General features: G+C 71.5%; 15 protein-coding genes and 1 pseudogene. 2 read left to right on the forward strand and 14 right to left on the reverse strand.

The window, feature by feature from the left end:
* Positions 1 to 167: 167 nt before the first annotated feature.
* From BLS99_RS03705 to BLS99_RS03730, 6 genes and pseudogenes are all read right to left on the reverse strand, one after another.
* The gene (locus tag BLS99_RS03705) at positions 168 to 1,121 is read right to left on the reverse strand and encodes a DivIVA domain-containing protein (protein WP_091043666.1); all 954 of its coding nucleotides are present in this window, start codon (positions 1,119 to 1,121) and stop codon (positions 168 to 170) included.
* Between the two features lie 83 nt (positions 1,122 to 1,204).
* Positions 1,205 to 1,498, reverse strand: coding sequence for a YggT family protein (locus tag BLS99_RS03710; protein WP_091043670.1), 294 nt, complete (start codon positions 1,496 to 1,498; stop codon positions 1,205 to 1,207).
* Positions 1,499 to 1,520: 22 nt separating this feature from the next.
* Positions 1,521 to 2,123: a cell division protein SepF gene (locus tag BLS99_RS27280; protein ID WP_091043673.1), complete on the reverse strand. Its 603-nt coding sequence runs from the start codon at positions 2,121 to 2,123 to the stop codon at positions 1,521 to 1,523.
* Between the two features lie 142 nt (positions 2,124 to 2,265).
* Complete coding sequence (locus BLS99_RS03720) at positions 2,266 to 2,973, reverse strand: YggS family pyridoxal phosphate-dependent enzyme (protein WP_091043677.1); 708 nt, start codon at positions 2,971 to 2,973, stop codon at positions 2,266 to 2,268.
* Positions 2,974 to 3,220: 247 nt separating this feature from the next.
* A pseudogene (ftsZ, locus tag BLS99_RS03725) lies at positions 3,221 to 4,163 on the reverse strand (cell division protein FtsZ); the annotation flags it as partial.
* 77 nt (positions 4,164 to 4,240) lie between these two features.
* Positions 4,241 to 4,975, reverse strand: a complete 735-nt coding sequence (locus BLS99_RS03730) for a cell division protein FtsQ/DivIB (protein WP_091043685.1) — start codon at positions 4,973 to 4,975, stop codon at positions 4,241 to 4,243.
* Between the two features lie 95 nt (positions 4,976 to 5,070).
* On the opposite strand from BLS99_RS03730, the gene BLS99_RS03735 reads away from it, so the two are divergent.
* Positions 5,071 to 5,994 carry a siderophore-interacting protein gene (locus BLS99_RS03735; RefSeq protein WP_091043689.1) on the forward strand — a complete coding sequence of 308 codons (924 nt, stop codon included), beginning with the start codon at positions 5,071 to 5,073 and terminating at the stop codon, positions 5,992 to 5,994.
* 254 nt (positions 5,995 to 6,248) lie between these two features.
* Here the strand turns inward: BLS99_RS03735 and murC are convergent, their stop codons facing one another.
* From murC to BLS99_RS03775, 8 genes are all read right to left on the reverse strand, one after another.
* Positions 6,249 to 7,658, reverse strand: a complete 1,410-nt coding sequence (gene murC / locus BLS99_RS03740) for a UDP-N-acetylmuramate--L-alanine ligase (RefSeq protein ID WP_091043692.1) — start codon at positions 7,656 to 7,658, stop codon at positions 6,249 to 6,251.
* Complete coding sequence (locus BLS99_RS03745; protein WP_091044860.1) at positions 7,655 to 8,767, reverse strand: glycosyltransferase; 1,113 nt, start codon at positions 8,765 to 8,767, stop codon at positions 7,655 to 7,657. The genes murC and BLS99_RS03745 overlap by 4 nt, the downstream gene beginning before the upstream one ends.
* A gap of 2 nt (positions 8,768 to 8,769) precedes the next feature.
* Positions 8,770 to 10,050, reverse strand: coding sequence for a putative lipid II flippase FtsW (ftsW, locus tag BLS99_RS03750; protein ID WP_091043695.1), 1,281 nt, complete (start codon positions 10,048 to 10,050; stop codon positions 8,770 to 8,772).
* Positions 10,047 to 11,456, reverse strand: a complete 1,410-nt coding sequence (gene murD, locus BLS99_RS03755; RefSeq protein WP_091043699.1) for a UDP-N-acetylmuramoyl-L-alanine--D-glutamate ligase — start codon at positions 11,454 to 11,456, stop codon at positions 10,047 to 10,049. Before murD ends, ftsW begins: the two co-directional genes overlap by 4 nt.
* A 3-nt stretch (positions 11,457 to 11,459) precedes the next feature.
* Positions 11,460 to 12,587: a phospho-N-acetylmuramoyl-pentapeptide-transferase gene (gene mraY, locus BLS99_RS03760; RefSeq protein ID WP_091043702.1), complete on the reverse strand. Its 1,128-nt coding sequence runs from the start codon at positions 12,585 to 12,587 to the stop codon at positions 11,460 to 11,462.
* Positions 12,584 to 13,990, reverse strand: a complete 1,407-nt coding sequence (locus tag BLS99_RS03765) for a UDP-N-acetylmuramoyl-tripeptide--D-alanyl-D-alanine ligase (protein WP_091043705.1) — start codon at positions 13,988 to 13,990, stop codon at positions 12,584 to 12,586. The genes mraY and BLS99_RS03765 overlap by 4 nt, the downstream gene beginning before the upstream one ends.
* Positions 13,991 to 14,035: 45 nt before the next feature.
* On the reverse strand, positions 14,036 to 15,538 hold the full coding sequence (locus BLS99_RS03770; protein ID WP_091043709.1) for a UDP-N-acetylmuramoyl-L-alanyl-D-glutamate--2,6-diaminopimelate ligase: 1,503 nt from the start codon (positions 15,536 to 15,538) through the stop codon (positions 14,036 to 14,038).
* Between the two features lie 73 nt (positions 15,539 to 15,611).
* A complete protein-coding gene (locus tag BLS99_RS03775) occupies positions 15,612 to 16,112 on the reverse strand; it encodes a MarR family winged helix-turn-helix transcriptional regulator (RefSeq protein WP_091043713.1) in 501 nt (166 codons plus the stop codon).
* A 235-nt stretch (positions 16,113 to 16,347) separates the two neighbouring features.
* On the opposite strand from BLS99_RS03775, the gene BLS99_RS03780 reads away from it, so the two are divergent.
* Entirely contained in the window at positions 16,348 to 17,367 is a 1,020-nt protein-coding gene (locus tag BLS99_RS03780; protein WP_091043717.1) for a VldE C-terminal domain-containing protein, read from the forward strand.
* Positions 17,368 to 17,374 lie beyond the last annotated feature (7 nt).

Raw genomic sequence — 17,374 nt, forward strand, 5'->3', positions numbered from 1 at the left:
GTGGCGGTGGTGAGGGCGTCCGGTGGTGCTCCGCAGAGCACCGGCGCCCTCACCCGCTCACCCATGGATAACGAGGCGATCCCCGTTCAGGTTATGCCCGCAGGCGTACCAATGTCGCTCGCGCGATCCTGCCTCGGCACGACGCGTCCCCGGGGAGGCGGGGAGGGTCAGCCGCGGCCGCCCTGCATCACGAACGCCGACCGGGCGCCGGTGCGCTCGCCGCCGGCCTCGCGCTGCTGGGCCTCCTCGAAGACCTCCTCCTGCGTGCGGCCCTGCTGGCCGTTGAGGTCGCGGAGCTGGCTCTCGAGGTAGAGCTTGAGGCGGGTGCGGTACTCGCGCTCGAAGGTCTTGAGCTCCTCGATGTTGTGGAGCAGCGAGGTGCGGGACTCCTCCAGCTGGCCGATGACCTTCTGGCGCTCCTCCTCGGTCTCCATCTCCATGCGCTCGGCCTTGTCGCGGGCCTGGCCCACGAGGTCCTCGGCCTGGGTGCGGGCCTCGGTGACCATCGTCTCGGCGTCGCGCTGGGCCTCGGTGACCATGGTCTTGGACTCGCGCTGGGCCTGGGAGACCATCGTCTGCGACTCGCGCTGCGCCTCGGAGACCATCGACTGGGCCTCGCGCTGCGCCTCGCTCAGGAGCGTGTCGGCCTCCCGGCGGGAGTCCTCCAGGTGCTCGTCGGCGGTGCGCTGGGCGACCATGAGGAGGCGCAGGGCCTCCTGCTCGCCGCCGGCCCCGGCGGGCGCGGACGCGTCCTGCTGGGGGCCGCGCTGGGCCAGTTCCTGCTGGAGCTGCTGCGCCTGCTGCTGCGCGGCCACCATCTGCTGGTGCATCTCGTGCAGCTCGGCGTCGAGCTCCTGGAGCTGCTGCTCCATGCTGTGCTTCTCACGCTGCACCCGGTCGAGTGCGGCGGCCATCTCGGCGTGGTCGGCGGCTCCGGGGGGAGCACCGGCGCGGAGGGAGTCGAGTTGCGCGCGAAGTTCGCCGTTCTCATCGCTGAGGCGAGCGAGTTCGCGCTCGACCTCGTCGAGGAAGCCGTCGACCTCGTCCTCGTCGTATCCGCGCTTTCCGAGCATGGGTTTCTTGAACGTGACGTTGTGAACGTCGGCTGGGGTCAGCGGCATTCGAAACTCCTTCTCAGCTGTTCGCCTGGCGCGCAAGGTCACTCGACACGATAACCGTGCCGTGCGACCCTGCCCGGCGCTGCTCAGGAGATGAATCCCGCGATCACGAAGTCCATCAGGATCCACACGATCAGGAGCAGCGCCAGGAACGCCAGATCAATCGATACAGTACCAAGCCTGAGAGGGGGTATCACCTTCCTCAACCCCTTCAGGGGAGGGTCGGTCACGCTGTAGACCGTCTCCAGCAGGGCCGCGGCCCGGGGGCCGGGCTCCCAGCGGCGGGAGAACTGGACCACCACGCTGCACACCAGGCGAGCCAGGAGGAACAGGTAGAACGCGAAGAGCGCCAAGTAGACGAGCTGGAGTGCCAGGTTCACGGTACGGAGTCTATCCGCCCGGTCACGGCTGGCTGAAGAACCCGCCCTCGGCGATCTTCGCCTTGTCCTCCGCCGTCACCTGGACGTGGGGCGGGGAGAGCAGGAACACACGGTTGGTGACCCGCTCGAAGGAGCCCCGGGTGCCGAAGATCAGCCCCGCCGCGAAGTCGACCAGGCGCTTCGCGTCGGCCTCCTCCATCTCCGACAGGTTCATGATGACGGGCGTGCCGTCGCGGTAGCGCTCGCCGATGGTGCGCGCCTCGTTGTACGTGGTCGGGTGGAGCGTGGTGATCCGGTAGTTCGCGTGGGGCTCCTCCTCGGCCGGGACCGGCCGGACCATCGCCGGCTCGGCGAGGGCGAGGTTGTCGCGCGTCAGGGGGGTCACCGAACCGGAGCCGCGGTTGAGCTGGCGGACGGGGCTGCGTTCCTCGGAGCGGCGGTCGTCGGCGGTCCGACGGTCCTCGGCGGTCCGGCCCACCCGGCCGGTCGTCCGCTGCGCGCCGCGCACACGGGTCGGCGCCGGCTCCTCGGCGAACTCGTCGTTCTCCTCGAAACCGTTGTAGCCGCGGTCCTCCTCGTCCTCGATGAGGCCGAGCCAGATGCCTGCCTTCCGCATCGCGCCCATCGAACTTGCTCCCTCCTCGGGCCGCCCCTGCTGCTGAGTCAGGTACGCGGCTTCATCCTAGCGCCGACTCCTTACACGGAGGTGTTTTTCCGCGGTTCGCCGATGACCGGCCGCGGCATAGATCCCTTTACTGCCGTATACCTTACGCCATCGCCTCACGTTCGCCGAGGACGTTTCTGCCCAGTCTGACCATTGTGGTCCCAGCGGCGACCGCCTCGCGGAAGTCACCGCTCATGCCGGCGGAGACCTCGGCGGCGGCCGGTTCGACGCGCCGCACCGCCGCTGAGCACTCGTTCAGCAGCGCAAAGGCTTTGGCGGGCTCCCAGCCGAGCGGCGCCACGGCCATGACGCCCTTGAGGTCGAGGTGCGCGCTCGCGGCGATCCGCTCGGCCAGCGGCGCGATCCCGGAGACCGGGACGCCGCCGCGCGAGGTGTCCCCGTCGAGACTCACCTGAACGAGTGCGTTCATGTTGCGGCCGTGCGGGGTGAGCGCGGAATCGAGCGCGTCCACGAGGCGTTCGCGGTCGACCGAGTGGATCCAGTGCGCGTACGCGGCGACCGAGCGGGCCTTGTTGCGCTGGAGCTGTCCCACGAAGTGCCACACCGGGTCCAGGCCCAGTGAGGCGAGTTCGGCGGCCTTCGGCGCGGCCTCCTGGTCGCGGTTCTCCCCCAGGTCGGCCTGGCCGAGGCCGCAGAGCGCGGCCGCGTCGGAGGCGGGGAAGGTCTTGGTGACGACGACGAGCCGGACCGATCCGGGGTCGCGGCCCGCGTCGGCGCAGGCGGCGGCGATGGACTCGCGCGTCCGGTTCAGGCGCTCCCGCAACCGGGTTCGGCGCGCATCTGCAGTCAAGGCGGTCCTCGGCGTGGGGAGGTGGAGCGGGCGGGCGGCGGTCCGCCGAGTCCTCGGGACCCGACGGAGCGCCGCCGCTAGAAGCCCTCTTTCAGGAACGAGGGGACGTCGACGTCGTCGAACAGGACCTTGCCGCCGCCGCTCTCGCGCTCCGGCTCGGGCTTGGCCTCGCGGATCGGCTCCGGCTTCTGCTCGGGCAGGGCGGAGATCCGGGTCGGCTGCGCCAGTTCGAAGGCGGTCTCGTCCTCGACGTCGAAGCCGGCGGCGATGACGGTCACCCGGGCCTCTTCGCCGAGGGCGTCGTCGATGACGGCGCCGAAGATGATGTTCGCGTCGGTGTGCGCGCAGTCGGAGACGAGCTCGGCCGCGTCGTTGATCTCGAACAGGCCGAGGTCCGAACCGCCCGCGATGGACAGGAGCACGCCGCGCGCGCCCTCCATGCTCTGCTCCAGCAGCGGCGACTCGATCGCCGCGCGCGCCGCCTCGACCGCGCGGTTCTCACCGCGCGCCGAGCCGATGCCCATGAGGGCCGAGCCCGCGCCGCTCATGACGCTCTTGACGTCGGCGAAGTCGAGGTTGATGAGTCCCGGCGTGGTGATGAGGTCGGTGATGCCCTGGACACCGGAGAGCAGCACCTGGTCGGCGAGGCGGAAGGCGTCCATCATGGAGATGGAGCGGTCGCCGAGGTGGAGCAGGCGGTCGTTGGGGATGACGATCAGCGTGTCGCACTCGTTCCGCAGATCCTCTATTCCCGACACGGCCTGGGTCTGGCGGCGCTTGCCCTCGAAGGCGAACGGCCGGGTGACCACGCCGATCGTGAGCGCGCCGAGCTTGCGGGCGATGTTCGCGATGACCGGGGCGCCGCCGGTGCCGGTGCCGCCGCCCTCGCCGCAGGTCACGAAGACCATGTCGGCTCCCTTGAGGACCTCCTCGATCTCGTCGCGGTGGTCTTCGCAGGCTTTCGCCCCCACTTCGGGATTGGCGCCGGCGCCGAGGCCGCGCGTCAGCTCCCGGCCGACGTCGAGCTTCACGTCGGCGTCGCTCATGAGGAGCGCCTGGGCGTCGGTGTTGATGGCGATGAACTCGACGCCCTTGAGGCCCGCCTCGATCATCCGGTTGACAGCATTGACGCCGCCGCCTCCGACTCCAACGACTTTGATGACGGCGAGGTAGTTGTGCGGTGGTGTCATCGCGGCTGCCTTCCTTCCCCTTCGCGGCCCTGGGTGCGACGAACGGGAGGTGCAAGCAACACCCGCTCCCCTTAACGCTAACTCACAGTGGGTGCATCTGGTGCGCTGACATCGACATGTTCGTACCCGACCGCGAGCAATCGATCGACCACCTCGGCCTTCTGCTCGCCTTCGGACCCGTCGCCCCACGTGACCGTCCGTCCATCGTCGAGGAACAGGGTGACCCCCGCGGGGGACGGCGATTCGACGTGTTCGACCTCGTCGGCGAGCTTCGCGGGGAGGGACTGGAGCACCGCGAGGGTCTCCACCGTGGCGAGGTCGTCCGGTGACGGATCGTCGAGTTCGACCATCCACACAGAACCGGAAGGCGAATCGGACTCGTCGAATGCCACACCTTCGGAGTCGACCATGAGAAAAGTCTCTTCTCCGGTGGGAACGGCCATATACGGCTTTCGCTCCGTGACGTCCACGCGGAGCGCGTCCGGCCACGAGCGGGAGACGTCGACCGACTTCACCGGCGCCAGCGCCGCGACCGCGGACGCCAGCGCGTCGAGGTCGGCGCCGAGCAGCGGATCCCCAAGGGCCCCTTGGCCGAGCGCCTGGACCTCGGCCGGGTCGAGCACGGTCGTCCCCGTGACCTCGATCTGCCGCACCTGGAACCACGGCACGGTCCACAGCACGGTGAACGCCACCAGGAGCAGGGCGAGGACGCCGACGACGGCGAACCGCAGGCGCTTGTCGGGCAGGCCCCGGCGCACCACGTGGACGAGCCGCCGGGACCCGGGCTCGGTCGTATCGTCGGAGCCGCGCATGGGTCGATCATGGCACGGGCGGGCCACCGGACGGTGGCGGCACGCCGGGCCGTCGGATAAGGTTAGGCAAACCTTATTCCTAGGAGGAGCAGCGCGTGGCGACGCAGACCCAGGCCCAGGCGGCCGAGACGACCGTCCGGGCGTTCGACCTGTTCCCCGCGGAGGTGCGGGCGCTGCGGCGCCTGAGTCCGTCCTTCCTCCGGGTGACCTTCGCGGGCGCGACCCTCCCCCACTTCGCGGACAACGGATTCGACCAGCGGTTCAAGCTCATCTTCCCGGCCCCGGCGTGCGGCTTCGACAAGATGCCGCGCTCGGAGCGCTGGTACTCCGAGCTGCGGGCGCTGCCCGAGCAGGAGCAGTGCGGGGTCCGCACTTACACCGTGCGGGCCGTCCGTCCCGAGCTCGGCGAGGTCGACGTCGACATGGTGATCCACGAGGCCGGCGCGAACGAGCACTGCGGCCCGGCCCTGCGCTGGCTCCAGACCGTCGCGGTCGGCGACGAGCTGCTGCTCCTGGGACCCGACGCGCGCTTCGACGGCAACGCCGGCGGCGTCGACTTCCACGCCCCCGACGGGGCCGAACTCCTCATCGCGGGCGACGAGACCGCCGCCCCGGCGATCGCCGCGATCCTGGAGGACCTGCCGGTCACCGCGCACGGCAAGGTGTTCATCGAGGTGCCCACCGCCGCCGACGTGCTGGAGCTCGACGCCCCCGCGGAGGTGGAGGTGCACTGGCTGCCGCGCGAGGGCGCGGTCTGGGGCGACCGGCTCGTTCCGGCCGTCACCGACGCCGCGCGGGCGATGGACTTCGCGCGGGGCGGGGAGTTCGAGGAGACCGCGGAGGAGATGATCTGGGACGCGCCGCAGGACGGCGCGGTCTCCGGCGGCGCGTACGTGTGGATCGCGGCCGAGACCGGCGTGGTCAAGACCCTGCGCTTCACGATCCGCAAGGAGCTGGGGCTCCCGAAGGAGTCGGGGGCGTTCATGGGCTACTGGCGCAACGGGATGCCCTGGGACTGAACGATGCGAGGAGGGCGGCCGCCGGGGATCCGGCGGCCGCCCTTCGCCGTTCACGGGGCCCGCAGGGGCGCGAGGGGCGCCGGGAGGCCCGTGTGCCGGTGCGGAACGGGTCGGGCAGCGGCGGGCGCGCCAGGCGGCCCACAGCGCCCGGAAGCGGTGGGCCGGTCGTCCCGGTCCGGTGGCGCCGTCTTGAGGCGGTTGCGGCGCAGCACGATGGCGGGCCCGCCGGAGCGGGCCCGCCGCGTGCTCGGTGCTCAGCGCAGGAGGTCGTCGGGCATGAGGGACACCGGCGGGGCGCCCATGGTGACCACGACGTCGCCTTCGGCGGCGAGGGCCCGCACCGCGGCGGGGACGTCGTCCCACTCGGGGACGAAGACCTTGTCGTCGGCGTGGAGGGCGATCGCGTCCAGGAGCGCCTGTCCCCCTTCGCCTGCGGGGACCTCCTCGCCGGGGCCGAAGATCTCCATGACCACGACCCGGTCGGCGAGGGAGAGCGCGGCGGCGATCTCCTCGCGCATGGCGATGGTGCGGTAGGCGCGGTACGGCTGGAAGACCACGATGAGGCGGCCGTCCCCGGCGACCTCTTTGAGGGTCTTCACGGCCTCGGTCATCGCGGTCGGGTGGTAGGCGTACTCGTCGAAGACCGCGTAGCCGTCCTTCTCGCCGCGCTTCTCGAAGCGGCGCTTGACGCCTCCGAAGGCGGCGATCCCGGCGGCGATGTCCTCCGGTTCGAGGCCGAGGTACAGGCCCACGGCGACGGCGGCGGTGGAGTTCAGGGCGATGTGGCGTCCGGGCATCGGCAGGTGGAAGCGGCCGAGGACCTGCTTCTCGTAGAGCACCGTGTAGTCCACGCCGTCCACACTGGACTCGACGTCGCCGAGCTGCACGTCGGCGCCGTCGCTGAACCCGTACGTGGCGACGGTGCGGCCCTCGGCGCGCAGCTTCTTCGCGAGCCCGAGCGTGCCGGGGTTGTCGGCGCACAGGACGAGCAGGCCGTCCTTGTCGGTGTTGCGGCAGAACCGCTCGAACGCCTCGGTCAGGGACTCCATGTCCCCGTAGGTGTTCAGGTGGTCCACGTCGATGTTGGTGACGATGCCGACCTCGGGCCGGTAGCGCAGGAACGAGCGGTCGGACTCGTCGGCCTCGGCCACGAACAGGTCGCCCGCGCCGTGGGCGCCGGTGAACGCGCCGATGTTCTCGCCGCCGTTCACATAGGACGGTGCGAGTCCGGCGTGTTCGAGCATCTGCGTGATGATCGCGGTGGTCGTGGTCTTGCCGTGGGTGCCGGTGACGACGATCGAGCGGCGGCCGGTCATCGCGGCGGCGAGGGCCTCGGAGCGGTGGTAGACGCGGATGCCGCGGCGGCGGGCCTCGGCGACTTCGAGGTGCTCGTCGTTGTGCGCGGTGGAGCGCACGACGGTGTCGACCCCGTCGAGGTTGGAGGCGGTGTGCTCGCGGTGGATCGTGACGCCGAGGCGTTCGAGTTCGGGCAGCGAGGGCCAGTCCTTGAGCTCGGAGCCGGAGACGGGGAGCCCGCGGGTGGCGTAGAGGCGCGTGAGGCCGTTCATGCCGACGCCGCCGACCCCGATGAAGAGCACCCGCCCGAGGTCCTCGGCGGTGACGCCCTCGTCGATCGGGCTGGTCAGGTCGTTGGGATCGCTCATGCCTGCGAGACCACCTTCAGCGTGTAGTTGCGGAGCGCCTCGTCGCCGGTGCGGGACCCGAAGGCGGCCGCGGCCTGCGACATCTGGAGGACACGGTTGCGGTCGGTGATGACCGGGATGAGGTTCTCGGCGATCCAGCCGGGGCTGAGGTTCTCGTCGTCGCAGAACATCGCGCCGCCGGCGGCCACGACGGGCCCGGCGTTGCGGTACTGCTCCTTGTTGCCCCACGGCATGGGGACGAACACGGTGGGGATGCCGAGCGCGGAGACCTCGGCGACGGTCATCGAGCCGCCGCGGGCGAGGACCATGTCGGCGGCGGCGTAGCCGAGGTCCATGCGGTCGAGGTACGGGAGGGTCCGGTACGGGACGGGCAGGCCGTCGGGCACGTGGACCGGCTCGTCGCGGCGGGCGCCGGTGATGTGCAGGACCTGGACGCCGCGGTGCGAGAGCATCTGGGCCGCACCGGAGACGGCATTGTTGATCGAGGCCGCGCCCTGGGAGCCGCCGTAGACGAACAGGACGGGGCGGCGCGGGTCGAGCCCGAAGTACTGGCACGCCTGCGCGCGCAGGGCGTTGCGGTCGAGGTGGCTGATGGCCGGGCGCAGCGGGACGCCGGTGAACTCGCCGTCGGCGAGGATCGGCGACGCCTGCGCGAGGTGCGGGAAGCCGAGCGCGAGGTTGTCGCTGAACTTCAGGGCCAGCTTGTTGGCGACCCCGGGCGGGTCGTTGAACTCGAAGATGACCATGGGGGTCTTGCGGCGCCACGCGGCGAGGTAGGCGGGGACGGCGACGTAGCCGCCGAAGCCGACCACGACGTCGGCCTGGACCTCGTCGAGGATGTCGCGGGTGGCCTTCATGGCCTTGAGCATGCGCGGCGCGGTGAGGAGGAGGTCAAGGTTGACCTTGCGCGGGAGCTGGTGCGCGGGGACGTTGCGCAGGTCGTACCCGGCCTTGGGGATGAGGTCGTTCTCCAGGCCCTTCTCGGTGCCGAGGCAGGTGACGCGCACGTGGGGGTCGTGGCGGCGCAGGCAGTCGGCGTAGGCCAGGAGCGGGTAGATGTGGCCGCCGGTGCCGCCGCCGGCGAGGACGACCGATCGAAGCTGTGGCAACGTCATGTCTTTCTGGTCGTGGGACTGGACTTCTTGGAGCCGGCGTCCGACTCCGAGCGGGGGGCGGGCGGCAGGGGGGCCCAGAGCAAGCGTACGAGACGGGAGGGGTTGCGCGCCCGCAGCGCCTGGGCGGCGTCGGGTTCGGCACGCGCGAACCCGGCGAGCATCCCGACCGCGGCGAGGACCACGACGAGCGCGGTGCCGCCGTCGGAGATGAACGGGAGCGGGACGCCGGTCATGGGGATGAGGCCGAGCACGCCGCCGATGTTGATGAACGCCTGCCCGGCGATCCAGATCGTGACGCCCGCGGCGACGAGCGACCGGAACGGGTCGTCGGAGCGGCGCGCGATCCGGAAGCCGGTGTAGACGAGCACCGCGAACAGCGCCAGGATCACCAGGCAGCCGACGACGCCCAGCTCCTCGGCGATGAGCGCGAAGATGAAGTCGTTGTGGCCGTTGGGGAGCCAGTCCCACTTCTGGCGGCTCTCGCCGAGGCCGAGGCCGAACCAGCCGCCGTCGGCGATCGCGTAGTAGCCCTGGATGGCCTGGTAGCCCCAGGTGTCGGCGAAGTCCTCGGGCCGCGAGAAGGAGATGATGCGCTCCATCCGGTAGCCCTCGAACGCGATGAGCAGGACCGAGCCGAGCAGGGCGGTGCCGAAGAGGACGCCGAGGATGCGCAGCGGCACCCCCGAGGCCCACAGCAGGCCGATGAACATCGCGACGATGATGAGCATCGTCCCCAGGTCGGCGTAGCCGATGATGATCATGAGCAGGCCCGCGATGGGGAACATGGGGATCGCGAGGTCGCGCCAGGACGCGATGCGCGGGCCCAGGCGCACGAGCGAGTCGGCGGCCCACAGCAGCAGTGCGAACTTGGCGATCTCGGCGGGCTGGAACTGGACCGGCCCGATGTGGATCCACAGGTTGTCGGTGGCGATGCCGCCGGAGTCCTCGGAGCCGTCCTGGGCGATCGACATGACGACCAGGAACAGGCCCAGGAGGATCGCGACGACCAGGAGCGGGCGCGAGACCGCGCGGTAGGTCCGCGAGGGCAGGCGCTGCGCGACCCAGAAGCAGATGAGGCCGACCACGGCCCAGATGATCTGCTGGAGGATGACGGTGTACGGGTCGCCGGTGGCCTCGTAGGACTCGACCATGGTGGCGGAGAAGACCATCACCAGGCCGATGGTGAGCAGGAGGCCCGCGGAGGAGAGCAGCAGGTAGTACGAGGCGAGCGGCCGGTCGAGGAGGCCGCGCAGCAGCTCGGTGAACCCGCTTCTCACCCGTCGTCCTCCCCGAGGAGCTCCCGGACCGCCGCGGCGAACGCGTCGCCGCGGTGGGCGTAGGAGCGGAACATGTCGTAGGAGGCCGCGGCCGGGGAGAGCAGCACGGTGTCCCCCGGCAGCGCGAACTGCGCGGCGCGGGCGGCGACGTCGGTCATCACCGCATCGTCGCCGCCGTCGAGGACGGCGACGGGGAGGTCCGGGGCGTGTCGCGCGAGCGCGTCGGCGACCTCGGTCCGGTCCTGTCCGATGAGGACGGCCGCGCGGAGCTTGTGGGCGTACTCGGCGACGAGGCCGTCCACGTCGACGCCTTTGAGCTGGCCTCCGGCGACCCACACGATGGAGTCGTAGGCGGCGAGCGCGGCGGCGGCGGCGTGGGGGTTGGTGGCCTTGGAGTCGTCGACCCAGGTGACGCCCGCGTGCTCGGCGAAGGCGACGTTGCGGTGCGGCTCGGGCGTGTAGGTGCGGATCGCCTCGGCGATGTCGGCGTGGGAGACGCCGGCCTCGCGGGCGAGCGCGGCGGCGGCGAGCGCGTTGGCGACGTTGTGCCATCCGGCGGGGCGGACGAGGTCGACCGAGCAGATCTGGACGGGCGTCTCGCCGGTGTGGTCGACGAGGTAGCCGAGGGCCACCCCGAACTGGCCCGGTTCGGGCTGGTTCAGGGTGAAGCCGGTGACGTGCGCGTCGGTGTGCTTGGCGAGGGCGACCACGGCGGGGTCGTCGAGGTTGACGACGGCCCGGCCACCGCGCCAGACTGCGGACTTGGCCTCGGCGTAGGCGTCGAAGCTCCCGTGCCAGTCGAGGTGGTCGGGGGCGAGGTTGAGGACGGCCCCGGCGTCCGGTGCGAGCGTGGAGGACCAGTGGAGCTGGTAGCTGGAGAGCTCGACGGCGATGGCGTCGTAGGGGCCGGTCGCGGCGTGGTCAGTGGCGGAGTGGCCGGTGACGGCCTGTCCGGTGACGGCGCTGACGAGGGGCACGCCGATGTTGCCGAGGGCGGCGGTGCGCAGGCCCCCGGCGGCGAGCATCGCGGCGAGCATGGTCGTGGTGGTGGTCTTGCCGTTGGTGCCGGTGACGGCGAACCAGCGGGCGGCCCCGGGTCCGCGCAGGCGCCAGGCGAGTTCGGGTTCGGAGTAGGTCTCGATCCCGGCCTCGCGGGCGGCCTCGGCGACGGGGTGGTGGGGCGGGAAGCCGGGCGACAGGAGGACCTGGCCGATCCCCGCGAGGAGGGCGGGGTCGAATTCCCCGTGGGCGGTCCGGGCTCCGCGGGCGGCGAGGGCGCGCAGGCGCTCGGAGTCGTCGCGGTCGTACACGGTGACGGCGGCGCCGCGTTCGAGGAGGACCTCGGCGCAGGCGGTGCCGGCGACGCGCGCGCCCGCGACGAGGACGCTGTCGGCGATGTCGGCCACCGGCTACCCCGCTATCCGGAGGAAGTCGGCGAAGAAGAAGCCGAGGGCGATGGCGACGCCGATGCCGGCGATGATCCAGAAGCGCACGACGATGGTGACCTCGGACCAGCCGGCGAGTTCGAAGTGGTGCTGGATCGGGGACATGCGGAAGACGCGCCTGCCGGTGAGTTTGAAGGAGGTCACCTGGATCATGACGCTGGCGGTGGTGATGACGAAGAGGGCGCCGACGATGGGCAGGAGCAGGATCGTCTTGGAGGCGATGGCGAGTCCGGCGATGAGCGCGCCGAGGCTGAGGGAGCCGGAGTCGCCCATGAAGATCTGCGCGGGCGAGGTGTTCCACCACAGGAAGCCGAACATGGCGCCGGCGGCGGCGCCGGCGATGAGGGCGATCTCCAGGGGGTCGCGGACGTCGTAGCAGAGGTTGTCGGCGGGCTGGGCGCCGCCGCACCAGTGGCGGTACTCCCAGAAGCCGATGATCATGAACGCCATGAAGGCCATCATGGAGGCGCCGGTGGCGAGGCCGTCGAGTCCGTCGGTGAGGTTGACGCCGTTGGCGGTGGCGTTGACGAGGAGGACGATCAGCACGACCATGCCGATCTTGGTGATGTCGAGGGCCTCGATGTCGCGGGTGAAGGACACGAACGGGGTGGCGACGGTCTCGGAGATCTCGTCGGTGTCGATCGAGCCGGTGTAGTAGACGGCGACGATGCCGAAGACCGTGGCGGCGATGGTGAGGCCGACGACCTTGGCGCGGCCGGAGATGCCGCCGGAGTGCTTGCGGCGGATCTTGAGCCAGTCGTCGATGAAGCCGACGAAGCCGCAGGAGATGAACAGTCCGATGAGGACGATGCCGGTGGCGGTGAAGCCGGTGGGCCGGTTGAGGAGGAGCCCGTCGACGCGCTCGGGGAGGGCCATGAGGACGAGGTGGCCGCAGACGTAGGCGAGCACGGTGGTGAAGATGAAGACGACGCCGCCCATGGTGGGGGTGCCGGCCTTGGCGAGGTGGGTCTGGGGTCCGTCGGAGCGGATGGGCTGTCCGGCCTTGAGGCGGCGGAACAGCTTGGCCGCGAGGGGCGTCAGCGCCATGGTGAGCGCGAACGCCACGAACGCGGCGACGATGACTGCTCTCACTGGTCGGTTTCCTCCTTGGCGCGCAAGTGGTCGGCGACGTCCCAGGTCCGGTAGCGGGACCCCTTCACCAGGACGGCGTCGCCGGGGCGCAGCCGGTTTTCGAGCAGCGCGATGGCCGCGGCTTGATCGGGGACGTGGGTGGCGGTGACGCCGTCGGCACCGTCGATGATGGGTTCGGTGCCGTCGCCGGCTGCGCCTTCGACGATGGGTTCGGTGCCGTCGCCGACGGCGATGACCTCGTCGATGCCGGCCTCGCGGGCCTGCTCGCCGAGGCGCCGGTGGCATGCCTCGCTCTGCTCTTCGAGGTCGGCCATGAGACCGAGGACCGCGATGCGGCGGCCGCCGGTGGGCAGGAGCCCCAGGGTTCGGACGGCCGAACCCATCGAGGCGGGGTTGGCGTTGTAGGAGTCGTCGATGACGACGGTGCCGTCGGGGCGGGTGAAGACGTCCATGCGGCGCTCGGAGAGGCGCCCGGCCTCGGCGAGTCCCGCGGCGATCTCCTCGGGGGCCGCGCCGAGCCGCCACAGGACGCCGGCGGCGGCGAGGGCGTTGTGGACGTGGTGGGCGCCCCACAGGTTGAGCCGGACGCGGGCCTCGCCGGCGGGGGTGACCAGGGTGAAGGCGTGGCGGCCGTCGCCGGGGTCGACGTCGGCGGCCCTGACGGCGGCGTCCTCGCCGAGGCCGAAGAAGTAGGTGTCGGCCTCGGTCTTGGCGGCCATGGCGGCCACGCGCGGGTCGTCGCCGTTGAGCAGGACGGTGCCCCCCGCGCCGATGAACCGCGGCAGTTCGGACTTGGCCTCGGCGGTGGTCTCGATGGAGCCGAAGCCGTCGAGGTGGGAGATGCCGACGTTGAGGACCGCGCCGATCTCGGGCGGGGCGATCTCGCACAGCTTCGTGATGTGGCCGAGCCCGCGGGCGGCGAGTTCGAGGACCAGGTACTCGGTGTCGGGCGTGGTGCGGCAGACCGTGTACGGGTGGCCGAGCTCGTTGTTGAAGTTCGCCTCGGTGGCGACCGTGGGGCCGAGCCGGGCGCAGAGCTGGCCGATGAGGTCCTTGGTGGAGGTCTTGCCGTTGGAGCCGGTGACGCCGATGATGCGGGCCTTCGCCACCGAGGCGACGTGCTTGGCGAGCAGGGTGAGCGCCGCGACCGCGTCGTCGACGTACACCGCGGGGGTGTCGATCGGCCGCGTGGCGATCGTGGCGGCGGCGCCCTGCGCGTGCGCCTTGGCGGCGAAGTCGTGGCCGTCGGCCTTGGCGCCGGGGATCGCGAGGAAGAGGCCGCCGGGCCCGGCCTTGCGGGAGTCGAACTCGACGTCGCCGGTGACGACGGCGTCCGGATCGGCCGTCTCGCTGAGCTTGCCGCCGGTGACGGCGGCGACCTGGGCCAGGCTCATGGGGATCACGCGGCGGACTCCTCCTGCTGTTGTGAGGTCATGCTTGTCGGACTATCACGCTTGAGCGCGCGGTTCCGGTTTCACCCATCCCGCATCGGTGAGCGCGCGGGCCAGGAGCACGCGGTCGTCGCTCGCCACCGGGCCGTCGGCGGTCTCGGTGTACGTCTCGTGCCCCTTGCCGAGCAGGGCGACGGCGTCACCGGGCGCGGCCAGCGCGGCGGCCTCCCGGACGGCCCGCTCCCGTCCCGGAATATTACGGCAGGGCACACCCTGGACGGCGGCGGCCACCTCGTCCCGGATGCGCGCGGGGTCCTCGGTGCGCGGATTGTCGTCGGTGACGATGACCAGGTCGGCGGCGGCAGCGGCGGCCGCGCCCATGAGGGGGCGCTTGGACCGGTCGCGGTCGCCCCCGGCGCCGAGGATCGCGATGACCTTCCCGGGCGTGGACTCGCGGAGCGCGTCGAGGACGGCGGTGATCGCCTCGGGCTTGTGGGCGTAGTCGACGACGCCGCGCACGGGCCCGTCGCCGGAGACGAGCTCCATGCGGCCGGGCACGCCGGTGCAGGAGGCGACGCCCGCGAGCGCGGTGTCGGTGTCGAGGCCGACCGCTTCGAGGAGCGCGACGGCGAGGACGGCGTTGGCGACGTTGTGGCGCCCGGGCATGTTGACCCGGCCGTCGCCCTTGCCGTACGGGCCGCTCAGGTGGAACGTCTGCGTGAAGCCGTCCCCGGCGAGGTCGGTCGCGTAGTAGTCGGCGGCAGGGTCGCGGAAGGAGAAGGTGCGGTTGACGCCGTCGGCGAGGGTCGCCACGCGCGCGTCGTCGGCGTTGAGGACCTCGGTCTCGGCGCGGCCGTCGAAGAGGCGGGCCTTGGCGGCGAAGTAGTCGTCGAGGTCGCGGTGGAAGTCGAGGTGGTCGGTGCCGAACATGGTGAACCCGGCGGCCTTGAAGCGGCAGCCTTCGACGCGGCCGAGGACGAGGGCGTGGCTGGAGACCTCCATGACCACGTCGGTGACGCCGCGTTCGAGGGCGGTCGCCAGGAGCGCCTGGAGCTCGGGGGCCTCGGGGGTGGTCCGCTCGGACTCGACCCGGTCCCCGGCGATGCGGGTCTCGACGGTGCCGATGATGCCGGTGGTGCGCCCGGCGTGCGCGAGCGCGGCCTCCACGAGGTAGGCGGTGGAGGTCTTGCCGTTCGTGCCGGTGATGCCGATGAGGTTGAGGCGCTCGGAGGGGCGGCCCCACACGCGGGCGGCGGCCTCGCCGGTGAGCGTGCGCGGGTCGTCGGCGACGAGGACCGGCAGGATCCCGTCGGCGAGTGCGGCGCCGCGGGCGTCGGTGAGGACCGCGGCCGCGCCGCGCTCGGCGGCCTGGGCGGCGAACTCGGCGCCGTGCCGGTTGGCCCCGGGGAGGGCCGCGAAGAGGTCGCCGGGCTCGACCGCGCCGGCGGCGAGGCTCACTCCGGTGACCGCGAGGTCCAGGTCCCCGGCTCCGGGCAGGAGGTCGGCGAGGCCGTCGAGGCGGTACGGGACGGTCCGGTGGGGACGTGGAAAGGTCGGCACGGCCTGACCCTACACCGGTACCGACCGTCCGCAGGCCGTACACCGCCCGGGGACCCGGACGGGGCCGGCGGGGTCAGTGGTCGGGTCGGTGGACCGGGTTCCGGTCGTGCTCGTCGAGGTTGTCCGACCACGTCCCGAGGAGCTTGTCGAGCTCCGCGGACTGGTCGCAGTTGAGGTCGTCGAGGAACAGCTCGCGCACGAGCGAGAGGATGCACGGCGCGGCCTGCTCGAGGCGCTCGAGCCCGGCCGGGGTCAGCTTCACCCAGGTGCCGCGGTTGTCGCGGTCGCACTTGTGGCGCTCGACCAGGCCCATCTCGGAGAGCTTGTTGACCTGGTAGGTGACGGCGCTCTTGGCGGTGACGATGGAGTCGGCGAGGTCGCTCATGCGCATCGCCTGCTCCTCGCCGTCGGCGAGGCGCACCAGGATCTCGTACTGGGTGTGGGTGATGCCGTGGTTGACCTGGAGGCGGCGGTCGATGTGGTGCTCCAGGCGGTGCGTGACCTGGAGGAACCGGGTCCAGACGGCGTTCACGTCGGGTCGGAGCCAGCGGCTCTCGAAATCGCCCGCGCCCATCCCGCTCCTCCTCTCGTCGCGCCCGGCACCAGCTCCGAGGCTGGTTCAATTTCGAACAATCCTAGCAGCCCGTGAGCGGTTCCACGGTCCGCGAGGCGGACGCCACATTCCCGTGATCCGGCGACCACCAGCGGTTATGCACACTGGCCCGGTTCGGATTGAAGAATCCTTCCGTTCTAGGCTGGGGCCGACCACGGCCCCCACTCGGCCCCGAGCATCCGAAGGACCGCCTCCCTTGAACGCCGGAACCATCGCCAGGCGCGCCGCCCGCCCCTTCCGCGGCGCGAAGCGGCTGCTCACCTTCCCGGTCGCCGCGACGGCCGCCGTGGTCTTCCTCATCGCCCCCGGCTCCCAGTCGAACGCGCAGGAGGAAGAGGAGGGCGCCTCGGCCGAACTGAGCCAGGCCATCGAGGACTACCTCAACGCCCAGGACGAGCTCGAATCCCTCCAGCAGCAGGAAGAGGACCTCGCCGCCGAGCTCGCCGCCTCCGTCGAGGAGCGCGCCGCGCTCCAGACCGAACTGGAGGACTACGCCTACATCGCGTCCACCACCTCCGACTACCAGTCCACCGCCGCGCTCCTCGCCTCCGGCGACCCCCAGGACGCCATCGCCGCCCTGGAGATGCTCCAGTTCCTCGGCGAGTCCCGCGCCGCCCGCCTCAACGAGCTCATCGACCGCCTCGCCGAGATCGAAGCCCTCCAGCAGACCCTCGACGACACCATCGCCGAGCAGGCCGACGTCACGGAGGAGATGGAGGCCGCCCGCGACGAGGCCGCCCGCGAGCTCGCCGCCTCCGGAGGCGACAGCGCCGACGGCCCCACCGCCTCCGACGCGCCCGCCGCCGAACCGTACGAGGGCGACAGCTACGGCTGCACCGAGGACGACCCCACCCCCGCCGACGGCTGCCTCACCCCCCGCACCCTCCACGCCCTCGAACAGGCCCAGATCGCCGGGTTCACCAGGTACGTCTCCTGCTACCGGCCCTCCGGCTCCGGCGAGCACCCCAAGGGCCGGGCCTGCGACTTCTCCTCCGAACCCGGCGGGTTCGGCGGCGACGCCGGCGGCGAGGACTACGACTACGGGCAGAACCTCGCGGCCTGGCTCATCGAGAACTCCGACGCCCTCGGCGTCCAGTACGTCATCTGGTACCGCCAGATCTGGTTCCCCGGCAACGGCTGGAAGTCCTACTCCGGCGCGTACGGCGACCCCTCCTCCGACCACACCAACCACGTCCACCTGAGCATGCGCAGCTGAGCGGCGG

The sequence above is a fragment of the Glycomyces sambucus genome (assembly GCF_900102815.1).
Taxonomy (GTDB): Bacteria; Actinomycetota; Actinomycetes; order Mycobacteriales; family Micromonosporaceae; genus Glycomyces; species Glycomyces sambucus.